This is a genomic window from Levilactobacillus fuyuanensis (genome assembly GCF_003946395.1).
GTDB classification, from domain to species: Bacteria; Bacillota; Bacilli; order Lactobacillales; family Lactobacillaceae; genus Levilactobacillus; species Levilactobacillus fuyuanensis.
On sequence record NZ_RHNZ01000011.1, the window covers coordinates 1 to 17,673 of the forward strand.

Below are 17,673 nucleotides of genomic sequence, written 5' to 3' on the forward strand. Positions count from 1 at the left end.
ACTCAAAAAAATTGCCTAATCTCAATGGATTAGACAACTTTATAAATAGAATTACCAACAACAGTTGACATAGAACCCACAATATAATCAAAAAAGCCGTGGCACGGGGCACCAACGGCTTTAAGAATTTTCTGCGATTTTTTGATTTTTATTTGTAAATGGCACTACAACTCCCATAATTACCGACTTTCGAAGCATTCATATCTAAACGGTAGCTTTTGAAATCCAATCACCACTTCCCTATCAGTGCTTATCAGTTCATCTAGGATAATGTTTTACACTTTGCATGGTTATCAGTTGGGCACTCACTTCAGCTGAGCTAACGCAAAAGCTCAGTGCATAAGAAAAAGCAACCCCCGGTCTGCCTAACCGAGCGTTGCTTCCTTCTAATCAATTATCTTTAATTTAGTCTTTTTTCCGAATAGTGAACCCACGTCCACCTTCAGAATGCCGACCACCATTGTTACTGCGACGATTACGATCGCCACCATGGTTACGGGAATCGTGGTTGCGGGAGTCATGATTACGAGAATCATGTCCACCACGTGAGCCACCGCGATGTTCGCCACCGTTACCACGACGGTCTTGACGATGACGGTAGCCACCGCCACCATTACCGCCACGACGGTTGCCGCCACCGTGGTGGTAACCACCATGACCCTTGCTACCGCGCTTAGGTAATGGCCGTTCTGGCGTAATCTTTACGGGTACCTGACTGCTGTCATCCTTAGTCACGTCGTTTAACAACGCAGCAACTAAGTCTTCGGCATCGTATTCTGCCAACAGGCTCTTAGCAATTTCTGAGAACTTGTCAGTATCCGTCTTGCTAACCAAGTCAGCAACTGCTTCTTTAGCAGCACCTAATTGGCTCACAAGTGCTTCTTCATCCGAAGGTGGCTTCAATGGAAGCATACGCACCTTGGTCAGCTTTTCGATTTCACGCAGGTAATCCATTTCATTAGGCGTTACGAAAGTCATGGAAACCCCATGCTTCCCGGCACGACCGGTACGGCCGACACGGTGAACGTAACTATCTGGATCTTGTGGAATATCGTAGTTGTACACGTGGGTAACATCGTTGATGTCAATCCCACGAGCAGCAACATCGGTCGCAACCAGGATATCCAACTTACCATGACGGAACTCGTTCATGATTTGGGTCCGGCGCTTTTGCGTCAAATCACCATGAATCCCAGCGGCGTTGTAGCCACGGGCTTGGAGTCCACTGGAAAGTTCGTCAACCCGACGCTTCGTCCGAGTGAAGACGATAGTCAAATCTGGGTTTTGAACGTCGAAGAAACGTGTCATCACGTCAAACTTCTCGAAGTCACGAGAACGGACGTAGAATTGATCGATCAAGTCGGTCGTTAATTCCTTGGCCTTAATCTTCACGTGTTTAGGATCGTGCATGAATTGCACCCCAACCCGCTTGATTTCTGGTGGCATCGTTGCGGAGAAGAGCATCGTTTGACGTTCTTCAGGCAATTGCTTGATGATGTCTTCAATGTCGTCCAAGAAACCCATGTTTAACATTTCATCGGCTTCATCCAAGACTAACATTTGAACATGGTCCAACTTCAAGGTGTGGCGACGGATATGGTCAAGTAAACGACCTGGCGTCCCAACAACGACTTGAGGATGGTTCTTTAAGGATTTGATTTGCCGACGAATGTCAGCACCACCGTAAACGACTTGGACGTTTGCCCGTTCGTTACGGCCTAATTTATAAATTTCTTCTTGGGTTTGAATGGCCAGTTCCCGTGTTGGGGAAACAACTAGCGCTTGTACGTTTTCGTTCTTCTTATCAATCTTTTCAAGAATTGGTAAGGCGAATGCCGCAGTCTTCCCTGTCCCGGTTTGGGCTTGTCCAATAACGTCTTGACCAGCCAAAACCATGGGGATTGTCTCGGCTTGAATTGGGGTCGCTTCTTCGTAACCTGCTGTCGTAACAGCCTTCAGTAGGTCTTCCGAAAGACCCAGTTCTTTAAACTTCAAAAATAATTTCCTCCTAATAGGTGCATCGCCTCAGTGCCTCATAAATCTTGGAAAAAATCCGTTTTCCTTGGTGCGATTAATGATTGGCTAAAGCGGGGTAAGTTTGTTTCTCTAAATAAGCAACTAAGCCATCATACAACGGTGAAACAAAATAAGCAACTCCCACGACTCGTGGAAACTGCTTACATGAATTGTTATTTTTTTGGAGAATCCTGTAAGGCCGCTAATACTTGCTCTAAATGGATCCCGTGAGATCCTTTTAATAAAATCTGATCGTCAGACGTCAGGACATCTTGAAGCACTGATGTAAGCGCTGGCAAGGCATCCGCGGCAAAATGGGTCACAGGCAAGTCTGGTTTTTCCCGAGCTAAACGCTTCTGTAGCGCCACCATATGTGATCCCACTAGATAGACATGACTCAGCTTATCGGGATCAATGGCCGTGGCAACATCAGCGTGCATCGTGTCCGCTTGGGTCCCGAGTTCTAGCATATCGCCGAGAACGGCGTACCGTTTGCCAACGACTGGCGTCTGCGAGAAGGCCCCTAGGACCTGCTTCACAGCCGTGGGATTGGCGTTATAAACGTCGCTGAGAATATCCTCACCGGCGGCCCCCTTGACCCATTCAGCCCGGTTCTCGGTCAAGCTAACGGTAGCCAGAGCCTTCTGCGCATTTTCAGGCCGAATCCGATAGACATTGGCAACTGACAAGGCTGCCAACGCATTGTTCACGTTGTAGGTTCCAATCATCGGAATCGTGAAGGGGTTGTCAGGCCAGAGGTTCGTGGTAAAACTAGTCGCCGTCGATGTTGCTTCAATATTAGTCGCAAAAAGGTCGGTCGTTTCGCTCTGTCCAAAGGTCCGTTTGCGAAGATTCAAATCGGCCGTCCGGTCACGCAACAGTGGTTCATCACCATTGTAGACGATAATGCCATCTTCACTAAGACCGTGGGTAATCTCCATCTTGGCATCGGCAATCTTGTCCCGGGTCCCGAAGAACTCGATGTGGGCCTCACCGATCATCGTGATCACGGCGATATCGGGTGCCACTAAATTACTCAGGAAATCGAGTTGTCCTGGTCGATCCATCCCCATTTCCACGACCAACATTTCGGTGTTGGGCTCCATGGAGAGAACGGTCATTGGGACGCCAATCTCATTGTTAAAGTTGGCATGGGTCTTGGTCACGTTGAACTGAGTCGCCAGAATGCTGGCAATCATATCCTTGGTCGTGGTCTTCCCGTTACTCCCGGTAATGGCGACCACCCGGGGATTGATCTTAGTCAGATAGTACTGTGCCAAGGCTTGAAGGGCCTTCAATGAATCAGCGACTTGAATCACGGGAAAACCAGCAGGAGCCGTCGCCAGGTCTCTGGCCCAGAGCGTTGCGGCAGCGCCATGATCGATGGCCGACTGAATAAACTGGTGGCCGTCCTGTTCACCCGTTAGCGGAATAAAGAGGCCTCCGGGTTGGAGGTGCCGACTGTCAAACGCCACACTGGTGACGCTGACACTCCGCCATTGTTCAAAATCATTGATTGCCCCAACTGCATGGGCAATTTCAGCAAGCTGCATCTTCATGTTTTATGCTCCTATGTAACGGGCAGAGCGTAACGCCCTTCCGCCTTAAGTTAGTTTCTGGGAAGTTAGTCTGCTCCCCGGTTAATGTCGAAATGAAATACTGAGACTCATTATACCATGAATTCTCACGGACTAGCTTAAAACTCGTCAGAATTTGGCAAGCCTCAACGTACAAAACCACCGACAGCCGCTAAGCCATCGGTGGTTCTTACGTCTTCAGATTAAGTCTTTAATATCACTGAACACCTGATTATCATGAATGCTTAATGCCCATTCACGTGTCGTCAAATCGTAACGCAGGCTCGCCACCTCACGAGAATCGGCATACACCTCTTCTTGTGAATACCAGGTGTTTTGCCGCTCTGGATGAGTAATCGCCCGCACTGGAATAACATACGTGCGGTGCCGTTCGACTAACTGGTCAAAGGCAATGATTGTGCCATCCATTAAGCCTTGGATCAGTTGTGTCAAGATCTCATGGGGCACGTCACTGATTGCCAACGGCCGGGCAAATACCCAGCGGTTGTTGTGCATGGCGCGCAAGTGTCGCTTGATGCTAACTTCCAACACGTGATCGAAATTCGGCAAGTTACGGTAATACGTCTTGTAGAAGCCATCGCGTAACGTTAAATACGCGTAGTCGTTCTGTAATTTGGCATAGAATGGTGTCCGAATATGCGTTTCCATATGAGCCAGGTAGAGCAGTTCAGCAATCTCAGCGGGCAATAAGAAATCCAAGTCATCACCGTGCGCGTAGTCTAGCCACTTCACAGCGTGCTCGTGCTTCGCCAACAAGTAGCGCCGAATCTGCGTCTGCCCCGTAAGCGTCTGCAAACGCGTGTGGGGATTGATCTCAACGTCGCTCCCAGATTCATCGTTCAACAAAAGGAGCTGATTGGGTATCGCTGGGATCCCATTTAAAAAATCAGCCGGTGATATCCCTAACGAATAGATCATATTCGTCACGGGCTCTAAACTTAAATACACAAAATTTCCGCGCATAGCCTTACACTCTTTCCCCTAGTCTCATTGTTAATTGTACTACGAAACTCACGTAAAAACTGCACCTTTATTTTTACATTTTTTCGAGACGCGCAATGCGATCTGCAATTGGGGGATGGGTAGCAAATAAGTCACCCAACCGGTGTTTATTTTTGAAGGGATCGCCGATGTAGAGGGCGGAACTATTGGGGTCCGCCGCCTCCATTGGCTCGCTGTTATCGATTTTCTGCAGGGCACTAATCAAGCCTTGCGGATTCCGAGTCAGCTCAACGCTGGAAGCGTCCGCGAGGTACTCCCGATTACGGGACAACGCCATCTGGGCAATGCTTGCAGCCAGTGGCGCTAAAATGATCAGAACGATTGAAATCACGAGAACAATGACGTTACCGCCGGAGTCACGATCGTTGTCGCGCCGACGACCCCCACCCCACCACAACCAGTTGCTGGCAAAGTTGACCAGCATACCGATTGCCGCGGACAATGCCAAGGCAATCGTCTGCAGGCGGATGTCGTAATTCCGGACGTGAGAAATCTCATGGCCGATGACCCCTTCAAGTTCTTCACGATTCAACCGCTGAAGAATCCCAGTAGTCACGGCAACGGCCGACTTTTCGGGACTATTTCCGGTCGCAAAGGCGTTGGGACTGGGATCATCAATGATGAAAACACGGGGCATGGGAACTTTCCCGACCATCGCCATGTCTTCAATTAAATGCCACAGTTGTGGAGCTTGGCTCACGTCGGTAATTTCACGGGCGTGGTTCATGCTCATAACCACGTTCGTCGACTGACTAATCATAATCAGCATGTAAATGCCGGCAACGACGGCCGCAATCACGGCACCCGACTGCCAGTTACTCAAGAAGAGGTAACCCAACGCGGCGCCGATCAACAGAACCAAGAGGCCAAAGCCAAACATTACATAGCCGGTGCGCCGCTTATTCATGGCAATTTGGTCATATAACATGTTATCGCCTACTTATCGGATTGATTGAAGTCGTCAAAGTTGACCTTGGGAGCCGTCTTTTCCTCTTCAGGTACTTGCAGGTATTCACCCATCTGGAAGTGGTGAACTTTGGCGACAATGTTGCTTGGGAATGATTGAATCATCACTGTCAGCTTAGCCACGGAGCTGTTATACAGTTGCCGTGAGTACGCAATTTTATTTTCAGTGTTGGTCAATTCTTCCATTAACTGCGTGAACTGCGTGTTAGCTTTTAAATCCGGGTAGTTTTCGGATAAAGCAAACAGTGACCGCAACGTGGTGGACAGTTGATTGGAAACTTCCATTGTCTGTTGGTGATCATCGGCGGGAATCGCGGTTAATTGGTTCCGCAACTCGACTACCTTTTTTAAAGTTCCCTGTTCATAATTGGCGTAACCCTTGGTCGTGGAAACCAAGTTGGGAATTAAATCATTCCGCCGCTTTAACTGCACATCAATCTGACTCCAAGATTCTTGCACGTACGTCCGGGTCTTGATCAGACCATTGTAGGCGCTCACGTACCAAATAACCAAAATGGCTAACACGATAATTAAAATAATCCAGGCCATATCTATCACTCCTTCTCAAAATTTCTGGTACACTCATCATAACAAAGGCTAAAACCAGACTCCAGTAAGTAAGCCTGGCTTTACCAATAATTAGGAGGTTTTCCATGCAACACGTGCTCTTTGTTTGCTTAGGCAATATCTGTCGTTCTCCCATGGCTGAAGCTATCTTCAACGATCTGCTAGACCAACGTCATTTGACGGACCAATTCGAGGTAGCTTCGGTTGCCACGAGTCCCGAAGAAGAAGGAAATCATCCCCATCCCGGTGTGCTCAAAACGATGCGGGCCCACGGGCTCGATGCAAGTCAGCACCGTTCCCGCCCCATCACATCAGAAGACTTCGATTGGGCCGATACCATCATCACGATGGATCATGCCAATATGGCTAATCTACAACGCATGGCACCCAGCGCAGCAGATACTGCCAAGGTCAAGCTATGTCTCGACATTCTCCCCGGACGTGAAGGTGAAGCTATTGACGACCCGTGGTACACGCACAAATTTGAATTAACCTATCAAGAACTCGCGACCGCCCTGCCCGCTTGGCTAGACGAACTCGCGTAAATGAAAAACAATGCCCGTTTTGAACCAGCTAGTGTTGGTGAAGACGGGCATTGCTTTTTGATTTGTAAAATACCGCTTAGGGTGTATTGCTCAACGTCCAGGTTATCCTTCCCGTATACGTTCCTCCAACTGCGCCACCATCAACCTGTAGATAGAATCCTTGATCCGGATCAGTCGTCAGCTTATTTGGAATCACCCGTTCACTGTTAGTATGACTAATCACATTCTGAGCACTGTCTGAAAGCACTGTTGTCAGACCATTGGCTTTATAGAGTAACTGTCCAGCAAGTGGTTGACCCGCGGCATCATCTTTGTCTAAAGCTGTTGCAGTTGCTTCAAGATGCCAACCGCTGCCGCTTGCTTTACGTGTATCTTCCACATTAACACTGAAAGGTTCCTGACTCTTCAACAACTGCGTACGACCGTTCAATTGGCCGCTAAAGTTAAGATTCCCCGTCACCGACTTCAAAGCCAATCTCCCCAAATAAACTGTCAACGCGATTGGATCTGAGGTATGTCCCTGATTGTCTGTGACCCAGACAGTAACGTCATTTTTGTTCTCAGTAAAGAGGGACGACTGTAGCTTCTGATTAATTGCACCAAAGGCGTCCGAACCAGATAGCGGTTGATTGTAGACCTCCTGACCGTTCGATTTAACATGTAGTCTTAGATCTGGATTCTTTAAGTTTTCGTCCTGAACAGCCACGTTTCCAGCAATCTTAACGAATTGTCCTTCATCAACATCCTGTGTTGATTCATTCGTCAACCGCAACTCTAAGAACTTTAAGGGTGCCACTCTGAAGCTTGGAACCGTTGCTTCAGCGACCGCTTCTGTTCCTTTGAAGCTACTCGTCGCTGCTGAGACTTTACCCGCCCCCTCCGCAACTTCACCGTTCAGCGAAATCTTAACGTGGCTTCTGTTTCGATTGAAAATATGGCTTAGTTTCCTAATCAACGTTGCCGCCGAAAAATCTTTGAATGTGATTGTCTCCGTAGCATTGTCCTGTCCCGAATAAGTGATTTTTCCGCCAAGATACTTAATATGTTTGGGTAGCTCTAAGTTAGCAACAACATCATGCCACTCCGACTTACCACCTAAGTACTTAATCATGTAGTCCAGCTGAACGCTGTCATGTTCCTTGACCGTATCATTTTCCTGAATCTTTTTATTCTGCGTAAGACTAGTTAATTGGGCATCAGCTGAAACATCGACTAAATCTGGAATCTGTTCAAAGACTACCAAATTATTTTCATAGCTACTCCCTGTGGCTCCAGTAAATCCCCAACGTGCCGTGTGCGGGTGATCTTTATCCGTAATTTTTGACTTATCGATTGGCACGTTCTGCGAACGACCAGCAAGCGGTGCTCCTGTCTCCGGGTCCTTATCGTTAAACGTATACGTCATGTCTCCTATCTTGGAATCACCATTTCGCTGTGGTTCATACTTTAAGGTTAGATGGTGCCAATTCTTGTTCGACAAGAAGTTAAAGTTTTGTCCCATAATCAAGCCATTATGGTTGAGGGAAACGTATGAACGCCAGTCATTTCCTGGCCACCAACCTGGTTTGCCATCTGCGGTATGATAGACTTTTTCTACATGGTAACTATTAACATTCCCTGGATAATTCGATGCTATATGTGGAAATTTAAGTTTTCCTGCACTGGCATCGATATCATAAGAGTTTCCTGGCCCTATCAAAGAATCATATTGACTACGAAGATTCATATGTGTATCAAATTCTAGAGCCCAACTATTTTGAATAGCACTCTGAGCCACACTAGTCGGAGACTCTTTTTGATTATTTTCATCATCGTATCCCCAAACCCCCAGTGTTTCTCCATAAATCTTGTGCATATTAGTAGTAGCAGCTGTTCCCCGAGAATCATTTTGCAATACAAATGCCATGCCATCACCAGCGGTATTATTTTTACTACTTTCATCGTCGGTTGAGTCGCTTCCGCCATCACCAAAGTATAACCACATTGAAGCTACCTGTTCATTGTCCAGATCGAATGTATTGTTGTCGGTCGACCAGATACTGCCCACTTGGCTAGTACTGTTAGTCAATTCCACAGACTGCGTATTCACAGTTGCCTGCGTATTCGAATCAACAATTCTGGCGTGATTATTAAGTGATGTTCCGATTTTAAAATATTGTTGTAGTGGAATCCCCTGCGGCGTATGTTCTAGAGCATATGTCAAATCTGCATTAGCCTGTGCCGAAATATTTCTGCTCAGCAATACTCCTCCTAGCGCCAAACCTACTAGCCAAAGAATTAGTCCCTTAACAATCATATTTCTTACTCCCTTCAAAATCTTGGCACTGGTCATGCCTAAAAGCCTGTGTAATTAGGCTAAAGGAGCGTCCCCATACTTCTGATTAAAAATATAGTATTACACATTTAATAATAACACCCAGTACCATTTTGAAATAGTATAACATAGCAATTACATTTATTGTCACAAAATGCCCATATAATAATATTTATAACCGATAGTCGCTGTTATTTTTCACCCCACTTTTTGCAGATAAAGATAGTAAATTTGTAACGTATCTGGTACACTTGCTGAAACACCAAAAAAGCCAGCCGATTTTCGACTGACTTGATTTCTTCTATTAAGTTGGTGCATTCGTAAAGCTCCAGGTTATTACGCCAGTATATGCCATTGGTGCGTTATTGATTCCGCCAACTGCATCGCCTTGAACATCCAATAGTAACCCACTATCAGCGGTCCAATCGCCAGACACGTCTGTGACATCATTGTCACTAGTGCTCGTCGCAGACTGCAACTTAACGTAGCCCGCACTTAAGTCATCTTTAGTCGCACCTGACTTGTACACAAGACTAGCTGGTAAGGTACCTCTAAGTCTAGACATAAATGGCGTTGACTTGGCATAAAGCGTCCAGTCATTGCCCTTCCCACGAGTATCACTGACAGCTACCTTTAAGTCTGAACTTGGCCGAATCAATTGTTCTTTCCCGTTCAACGTCGTTGGCTCAAAACTAGCCGTGGTCGGTACTGACAGATCCAAAGAACCTGACTTTACTGTAATTGTTTCGGTGACCTCATTTGAAATACGCCCATCTGTATCTTCAGCGTATAATTTGAGATCATTAGCTTGCCCCGATAGTAACTTCGCTTGTGGCACATCATACGTAAACGACCCAGCGGTATCAGACGAACGCAGCAACTCAGTAGGTAGTGATTCACCATTAAGCACTGGGTGCAACGTCATCGAGCCCTTATCTACTGCACTATTATCATCATATTTCAGTTGTCCCGTCACCGGTACATCCGTATCTGGCATCGTTTTTGTTTCACCACTGGCACTGTCACCAGTTAATGCCATACTCAAGGCACTCGTTTTAGTCGGTGCCGTCACAGCGAATGCTGGAACTGTGGCATCAGCTAACGCGTTTGATCCAACAAACTTACTCATCGTTAACGCGGAATCACCAGGAGCTGCGACACCATCCAGTGTGATTGTCGCCGTCGGATTGGTTTTTGACATCTCAGAAATTGGCACTGTCAGAGTCTTGGTGTTCAGATCAGCCGCTGAAAGCGACGTCTTAGCTAACGACGAATCGCCGTACGTAACCGTCCCGCCAGAAAATGTCATATTGTTTGGTAAGTTAAGCTTAGCTTGAATATCTTTCCAGTTCTGACTGCCACCTGTGTAAGCCAAGTTGTAAGTCAACCGCATGTGGTGTCCACCACCAACACTGTCCCCACTGGCAACCGTTCTCTGGGTTGTTTCATCCTTCAAGCTGGCAGTGGCATTCGAATTGACGATTCCCGGAACTTGTTCAAACACAACCGCATTGGGTTCCCAGTTAGTACCAGTAGATCCGGTGAAACCCCAGCGAACTTGCCCGGTACCATCTGGATCGATGGATGACTTCGGTACACTGACCGTTTTGCTTGTCGGATTGGCCTTCGGTTGTCCGGTCTTCGGATTTTTATCGTCAAAGATATACGTCATTGTTTGGTCAGTCGCATTCCACTTTAAGGTCACGTGGTACCAGCTACCGTCGACTAACCAGCCAGCTGATCTACCTTCGATTGGTTTGGTATGATTCATGGAAGCATAGTAGTAATCTTTTGTTGTGCTAACGTTACTGTATATAGGAACCCCAAAGAGCCCAGTACCGGTTTGCACCTGAGTCTTCGTTGTCACTGGCACCTGATGCATGTTGTAAGTTTCGGCTTTGCCAGGAAATCCAGAAGCAATGTGAGAATTGGTCGTATTAGAGGTTAAGGAACTATCAGTATCGAATGAACTTCCGCGCCCTAAAGCATCCTCACCCGTTGTTCCGTTATGAAAGGTATCAAACTCTAATGCCCAACTATTTTGGATACCTGTTGCCGCAACTTCACCAGCTGTAGACATATTTTTATCCTGATCAGTTCCCCAAACGCCCAAAGTTTCTCCTGCAACTGGATTGCCATTTGCACCCCTGGTACTGGCACCCATTCCATGATCATATCGATCATCATTTTGCATGACGAATGCCATACCATCACCGGAACTAGAATTCTTGTCACCAAAATACATCCACATGGAGGCCGTCTCGTCAGAATTCAAGCTCATTTTAGTATCATCTTTGGTCCAGATTGTTCCTAACTGACTCCTATTATCTGTTAATTGTACTGCTTGACTTTCCCCAAAATCAGTTGCGACCTTTTTTGCCGAGTTTGGCGAAATGCTTCCCGCCTGAAAGTAACTGTCCAGATTAACCCCTTGTGGCGCCTGGTTTAAAGCACTAGCTAAATCCGCCTGTGCCGTCGTTCCCCATCCCCAAATCACAATCCCTAACCCAACGGCCATAACACTCAATAAAATCGATCTAATCTTCAAAATACCCGCTCCTCCTGAAACTAAAACTCGCCATCATTAGTCAGTAATGGCGAACTTTCTCTCCATTCAATCACGCCGCATCGTTCGCCAATGCTTTATCCACATCAGCAGTTTCGACCTAAATTCAGTTAACTTTCAATCTCAGCGATCAAAAGTGCGCAACCGATTGAATACTCGTAGAATCAACGCAAGTCGCATTCTTCCCCAAGAACCCGACTCCCCTATATTGGTTCTCCTATTAACAAAATTCATTATATTCTGTTTAGGGGCGGAACACAACTAAAATAATATAAGTTATCTGATTAATGTGCTCTCAAAAGAAACGTTTCGCCGAGAATTCAGCTATACCAAGGGTTAAACCATTCTAACTACTCTTGGCACGAATACCTGTACGCTAGTCATTACCCACACACTAGCTAAATTGAGACAACCTATACCACCCAATACAAATACATAGAATCTCCACATTTCAAAAAAAGCGTAACATTATTATCAACATAGCACCTTACCAGCTAATATCGAAAAATTATGAAGCTTCGTATAATTTGCTTAATACCATCTCGTCTGACCAACAAGAAAAAAAGGATGCAGCCAGCGGCTGCATCCTTATAGATCTCTATTCAACTTTCACCTTACTCACCATTGGTCAGTATCCAGGTTACCGTTCCTTTGTAATGACCCTGAACCGCACCGCCATTCAGTTGCAACAAAATTCCAGAATTATCGTCCCAATCACTAGCAATATTAACGGGTGTGTTGGAACCATCTGAAACATGATTGGTAATCGGTGTTTGTGCATCTGCCGTTAGCGGATGGATCCCGGTCTTATCACTGTAAACCAGTTGACCGTCCAGTGGCGTTCCCGTGTCATTTGTTTCCGGAGTATTCGCCCCCGGAGTAGGCTTCAACGTCAACGGCGTGGCTTCGACACCTAGTTTCCACTTGGTCCCACTCGTCACCGTATCGTTAATATTGAACGACCAGTTTGGGTCAGAGCGACTGACTAATTGACCAGCACCACTAATGGTTGCATCGTAGTTCAAGTCACCAGAGGAACTACCAAAGTCAACGTTACCAATGACAATATCTACCGTTTGTGGATTCGTATAATTTCCGCTACCGTCCGACGCGATAATACTTAATTTATAGGTCCCTGCAGATAGACTATTGGCCGCCACATGGTAGGTGAACCCCTTAGCAGGGTCGTTGGCATCGAGATCACTCGGCGTCACTGCCGGTAATGGCGTCCCATTATTCTGAGCATCATAAAGCGTCGGATGCAATGTCGCTTTCGAATTCGCCAAGACGGTATTATCAGCTTTGACTACTTTCCCTGTAATATCAAGATCATTACCTTGGTTAACATTGATCTTATCTTGATCCAAGTTCAGCATCAATGCCTGTTGCGTAATCTTAAAGCTCCTAATGGTTGCACTAGTCATTTCACCCGTCCCAACAAAGTTAGACGTCACGTCGCTGGTTGTATAGGACTGATCGTTAAGGGTTTTCCCCTCCAATGTGATGGTTGCCGTCTTATTCGCAGCCGTTAATGCCCCTACATTGACATTCAGACTTTGTCCATCAGTTGCCTTACCAGAGAGCCCACTAACGTCAACACTTGATGCCACCGCGTCGTTAGTCTTTTGCATCGTTCCGGACGTTATTTGGATGCCTTTCGGGATACGCAGGTTTGCCATGATACTGTCCCACGAATCCGAACCAGAATCATAATTGACTTTATATTGAACTTTCACCTTACTATTGCCGCTAATACCAGCTGTGCCAACCTCACTATTTGTCGCTTCATCAATGACGCTTGCACTGGCACTCGAGTCAATCAGGCCTGGAACATGTTCAAAAACAACTAAGCTATCTTGTGAATCATTTTTAGGAAAATCGCTGTCAGTTGAGACGCCCGTTGATCCTGTAATTCCCCAGAAGACCTTACTGTTAGTACTATCAGCACTCAATTTCTTCGTGTCAATATAAGCTTTCGTCTTTTTATTGTCCACTGTCACTGGAGCCCCTGTACTGGTACTCCTGTCATCTAAATAATACTGCATTGTCCCAATCGTGCTACCAGCTGCGGGTTTCGTATAATCAAGTGTCACATGATGCCAAGCCCCATCGGTCAAAAGAGTGCTAGTATCGGTAATTAAGCCACGATGGATTTGCTTGTAATAGTGGTAATTACCAATTGATGGAAGTAGTCCAGTCTGTATTGTTCCAAAAGTTTTAAAATCTGAATACGTCCCTTCATCGCCAGGATAACCAGACGCAATATGCTCGCCATTATAAGTTCGTGAGACTTCCGTGTTGTCAGACATATTTGCGTAACCAAAGCCATCACCTAGGTCAAATGCACTTGGCGCCTGCTTTCCCATAATCCAATTCGATGATGAGTCCGATGGATCCGTATTATTCATATGTGTATCAAATTCCACAGCCCAGCTATTGGGGATTGCCTTACTTGCAATCGTCAATGCACTCCCATCCTTGGACTGTGGATCAACACCCCAAACACCCAATGCTTCACCTGTACCAGAAAATTCATTATTACTATCATTCTGCAAAACGAAGGCCATGCCTTCACCTGGCTTAGTCCAAGTGGAGTTATCAGCACTCATGTAGATCCACATCGACAAGCGCTGATTCTTATACAGATCAAATGAGCGATTATTCGACCAAATTGTACCACCTGTATTTTTCCCGCCGTAACTACTAATCTCAACACCATCCATTGGTAATCTATTGGTGGTCTGGGTTGGCTCCAAAAGCTTGGCACTGTTTTTAATGCCAGTAGTCCCCAGTGTCCCTGGCATAGTGAAATAGGGATTACCCTGAACTTTAATTCCCTGTGGCGCAGCATCTATCGGGTCTGCCTGTGCCGTCTCTGGAGCCACAAACAGCCCCAGCCCGACAAAAGCCGCCGCTCCTAGTAATGTCACTAATCCCTTTCTAAATCGCATGTGATAGCCCCCCGTTGCCCAATTCACTTGGGCGTGACTACGTAAACTTATTCCTCAACTTTTAACTTTGTATTTACAGCTAAACCGGCAAAATTTCCGTCCGCAAAACGATTTTGCCCAAATAAGACCACTTTGGCCTCCTCTTTAAGTATTGTTTTCAGATGATGATTTTAAGTGTAATTAGATTGGTTCGTTGATTGGTTCTGGGCTCAATATCTAAGTTAATTATACGATGATAACTGATATCGTTATAGCAAAATAATTCTACAAGCCCTATAAATGGGGTGATTTGACAATATAATTTAGGTTGCGTTGTTAACCAAACTTACTATCACTTTTCAAGGCTTTTTAGCCCCCTAATTTGAAAGGACACTGGCCAAATTAAAAGGGGGCATCCTCATCTCTGAAGACGCCCCCCGCTTAATTTACGCAATTATTCAACATGCTTTAATGATTAGCATCAATCGAATCCTCCAATGTCCAAGTAATCGTGCCCTCATAGTCACCTTTCATCGCACCACCATGCACCTTGAGAAGAATCCCCGACTGGTCAGTCCAATCGCTGGCAATATTGAACGGTGTCGTGGTCCCGTCCGAACCGTGATCGGTAATTAACGTCTTTGCCGACAGTGGCTGGGGCTGACTATTCTGACCATCACTATAGACCAGCTCGCCGTCCAGCGCTGCTGTCTTTGAAGTCAGTGTCGACGCCTGAGCATACAGCTGCCATGTTGTCCCCTTCTTGGCAGTATCATCAATGTTAAACGACCAGTTCGGGTCAGAACGGCTGACAGTCTGATCCGAGCCGGTGAGGTCAGCCGTATAGGTGAGATTTCCAGAGGTGCTGCCAAAGTCAACATCCCCGATAATGATGGTTAAAGTGACATCTTCTATATAACCATTCTTCCCGTCCACCGCCTGAAGCTTTAACTCATAGGAACCGGGTGCAAATGTGCCAATTTCAGGTACCGCTGTATACTTAAATCCAGATGCTGGATTATCTTTATCGTCTAAGGTAATCGTTTTAATTTTAGCATTAACCCCCGTTTCTTTATTCACTAGCCAACCCGAAAGTTGAATGTTACTGCTTATAATCGGCAACCCATCGCCTCGTTCAATTCTGCCAGTCACCACTGGGGTTTCACCTTTATTCACGTGAATCGTTGTCTGATCTGGAATCAGGGAAAACGCCGGTAAGTCCTGCACTGTACTGGAGAAGCGGCTAACACTGGCACTCGCCATCGTTCCGCTCCCGACGAAGTTACTCGTCGTGTCGGGAACGGAATAAGCCTTATCGTTTAGCATTTTACCGGTTAATGTAATCGTCGCCGTCTGACTACCTGAACTCAGTGTGCCCACGCTTTCTTCAATACTTTGTCCGGTAGTGGCTGCTCCTTGCAGCTTGCTCATATCAATACTCCGACTGGTACTACCATCCGCTGCTGTCACATGACCCGAAGTTACCCGAATGCCCTTGGGCACATGCAGCTGCGCCATGACGTTTGTCCAGTCTGTATCACCAGAATCGTACTTAACGGTGTAATCCAGTTTGACTGCATCGCCACCCTTAATCGTATCGCCAGACGCTACCACACGGTTATCCGTCGTATCCGTGAGCTTAGCTGTTGCCGACCCATTGGCTTGCCCCGGAACATGTTCGAAAGCAACCAGACTATCCTGGGTACCATCGTCTTTGTCTACGGAATCGCTCGACCAAGTCTGCCCAGTCGAGCCAGTCATTCCCCAGTAAACCCTACTACTTGATCCGGTTAATCCTAATTTTGAAATATCTAAATTTGTAATTACATACCTATTAGACGACTGCTTAGCCCCGGTCGTTGGGTTCTTGTCATCATAACGATAATCCATCGTCCCAACTGTGCTTCCCGCAGCGGGTGCTGTGTAATTCAAAGTCACATGGTGCCAGGCTCTGTCAGATAGGAGTGTACCATTCCCATCAGTAATCAGTCCAAAATGCGTTTGTTTATAGTAATAGTATTGTTGCCTGCTTGATAAAAGGCCATTTTTTCCATAGCCCTTATCCGCCTCATAAGTCGCCCCATCTGCAGGATATCCAGAGGAGATATGCTCGCGTGTTAGACCTTGACTAGTCGTATTTCCAGTAGAATTACTGTAGCCCAACGACTGACCTAGGTCAAAAGCAGAAGGCTGGTTCGCTGACAAATCCCAATAATTCAGTGTCGGCAAAAAACTTCCTGTATCCCATTTTTTAGATGGGTCCACATTATTCAGCTCCGTATCAAATTCCAACGCCCAACTGTTGGGAATCGCCTGACCAGCAATTATATCGGCCCCACCCTTGGTCGACTTGGGGTCAGCGCCCCAGACCCCCAAGGCTTCACCGGTGCCTGAGAATTGATTGCCCTCGTTGTTATTGTGTAGAACAAAAGCCATTCCCTCACCCGGGCTCGTCGTAACATCAGCACTGCTGTAAATCCACATAGAGAATGTCTGATTCTTACTCAAGTCAAAAGATGGTTTCTTCGACCAAATCGCGCCGCCAGCGTCATGTGTCCCTTGCGCAGTGAGCTGAACGGCATCCATCGGCAAGTGATTAGCACTATCAGGAACGTTGACGACCTTTGCGGAATTTTCTTTTCCAGTCTTCCCCAACACTGAAGGCACATCAAAGTACGGCTGACCCCCAACCGGGATTCCCTGTGGCACACTGTCGATTGGTGCCGCTTGTGCTATCGGTGCGTGAAGTAGCCCCATTGTGGCGGCCACAACCACACCAATGATTAGTCCCAAACGCTTGTTAATTTTCATATCATTTCCCCCTACGGTTCAAAAGCAGCTTGAACCTACTAGTACCTCAACTCTCAATTTTATTGCCACGCCGCATGCTGTGGCATTTAGTCATTGGCGTAACCCCATGGCGAACCACCGTTCAGACCGATTAACCTCACTAGTCATTGCGTCAATCATTGTTTTAACGATACAGCGGTCTTATGGTAAATATATTAAACTTACTTTTCGAAAAAGGATAAAAGAAGAATATATTCACCGAAACGTTATTTTCACGGGTTACTAGTTTCGTTATGCCCATGATATCACATCAGAAAGCGTTTCCACAACGAAAAGTATTATTTAATTTGTAAATAAAAAACCACCCACATTTCTGCAG

General features: G+C 46.3%; 10 protein-coding genes. 1 reads left to right on the forward strand and 9 read right to left on the reverse strand.

From position 1 onward, the window contains the following. Nucleotides 1-405: 405 nt before the first annotated feature. The 5 genes from EKM73_RS07165 to EKM73_RS07185 form a co-directional block, all read right to left on the reverse strand. On the reverse strand, nucleotides 406-1,995 hold the full coding sequence (locus tag EKM73_RS07165) for a DEAD/DEAH box helicase (RefSeq protein WP_125701286.1): 1,590 nt from the start codon (nucleotides 1,993-1,995) through the stop codon (nucleotides 406-408). 194 nt (nucleotides 1,996-2,189) lie between these two features. Next, complete coding sequence (locus tag EKM73_RS07170) at nucleotides 2,190-3,575, reverse strand: UDP-N-acetylmuramoyl-tripeptide--D-alanyl-D-alanine ligase (RefSeq protein WP_125701287.1); 1,386 nt, start codon at nucleotides 3,573-3,575, stop codon at nucleotides 2,190-2,192. A gap of 216 nt (nucleotides 3,576-3,791) precedes the next feature. Beyond that, on the reverse strand, nucleotides 3,792-4,562 hold the full coding sequence (locus EKM73_RS07175; protein ID WP_225421339.1) for a hypothetical protein: 771 nt from the start codon (nucleotides 4,560-4,562) through the stop codon (nucleotides 3,792-3,794). Nucleotides 4,563-4,650: 88 nt separating this feature from the next. Next, nucleotides 4,651-5,544, reverse strand: a complete 894-nt coding sequence (gene htpX, locus EKM73_RS07180; protein WP_125701289.1) for a zinc metalloprotease HtpX — start codon at nucleotides 5,542-5,544, stop codon at nucleotides 4,651-4,653. Between the two features lie 8 nt (nucleotides 5,545-5,552). Then, a complete protein-coding gene (locus tag EKM73_RS07185; RefSeq protein ID WP_125701290.1) occupies nucleotides 5,553-6,131 on the reverse strand; it encodes a LemA family protein in 579 nt (192 codons plus the stop codon). Between the two features lie 104 nt (nucleotides 6,132-6,235). Here EKM73_RS07185 and EKM73_RS07190 point away from each other — a divergent pair, with 104 nt between their 5' ends. Continuing rightward, complete coding sequence (locus EKM73_RS07190; protein WP_125701291.1) at nucleotides 6,236-6,694, forward strand: low molecular weight protein-tyrosine-phosphatase; 459 nt, start codon at nucleotides 6,236-6,238, stop codon at nucleotides 6,692-6,694. A gap of 76 nt (nucleotides 6,695-6,770) precedes the next feature. Here EKM73_RS07190 and EKM73_RS07195 read toward each other — a convergent pair whose 3' ends face one another. From EKM73_RS07195 to EKM73_RS07210, 4 genes are all read right to left on the reverse strand, one after another. Further along, nucleotides 6,771-8,990, reverse strand: a complete 2,220-nt coding sequence (locus tag EKM73_RS07195) for an L-type lectin family protein (protein WP_164508889.1) — start codon at nucleotides 8,988-8,990, stop codon at nucleotides 6,771-6,773. A gap of 322 nt (nucleotides 8,991-9,312) precedes the next feature. Continuing rightward, complete coding sequence (locus tag EKM73_RS07200) at nucleotides 9,313-11,556, reverse strand: lectin-like domain-containing protein (protein WP_125701293.1); 2,244 nt, start codon at nucleotides 11,554-11,556, stop codon at nucleotides 9,313-9,315. A gap of 632 nt (nucleotides 11,557-12,188) precedes the next feature. Then, entirely contained in the window at nucleotides 12,189-14,525 is a 2,337-nt protein-coding gene (locus EKM73_RS07205) for a hypothetical protein (RefSeq protein ID WP_125701294.1), read from the reverse strand. Between the two features lie 447 nt (nucleotides 14,526-14,972). Next, a complete protein-coding gene (locus tag EKM73_RS07210; RefSeq protein WP_125701295.1) occupies nucleotides 14,973-17,315 on the reverse strand; it encodes a hypothetical protein in 2,343 nt (780 codons plus the stop codon). Nucleotides 17,316-17,673 lie beyond the last annotated feature (358 nt).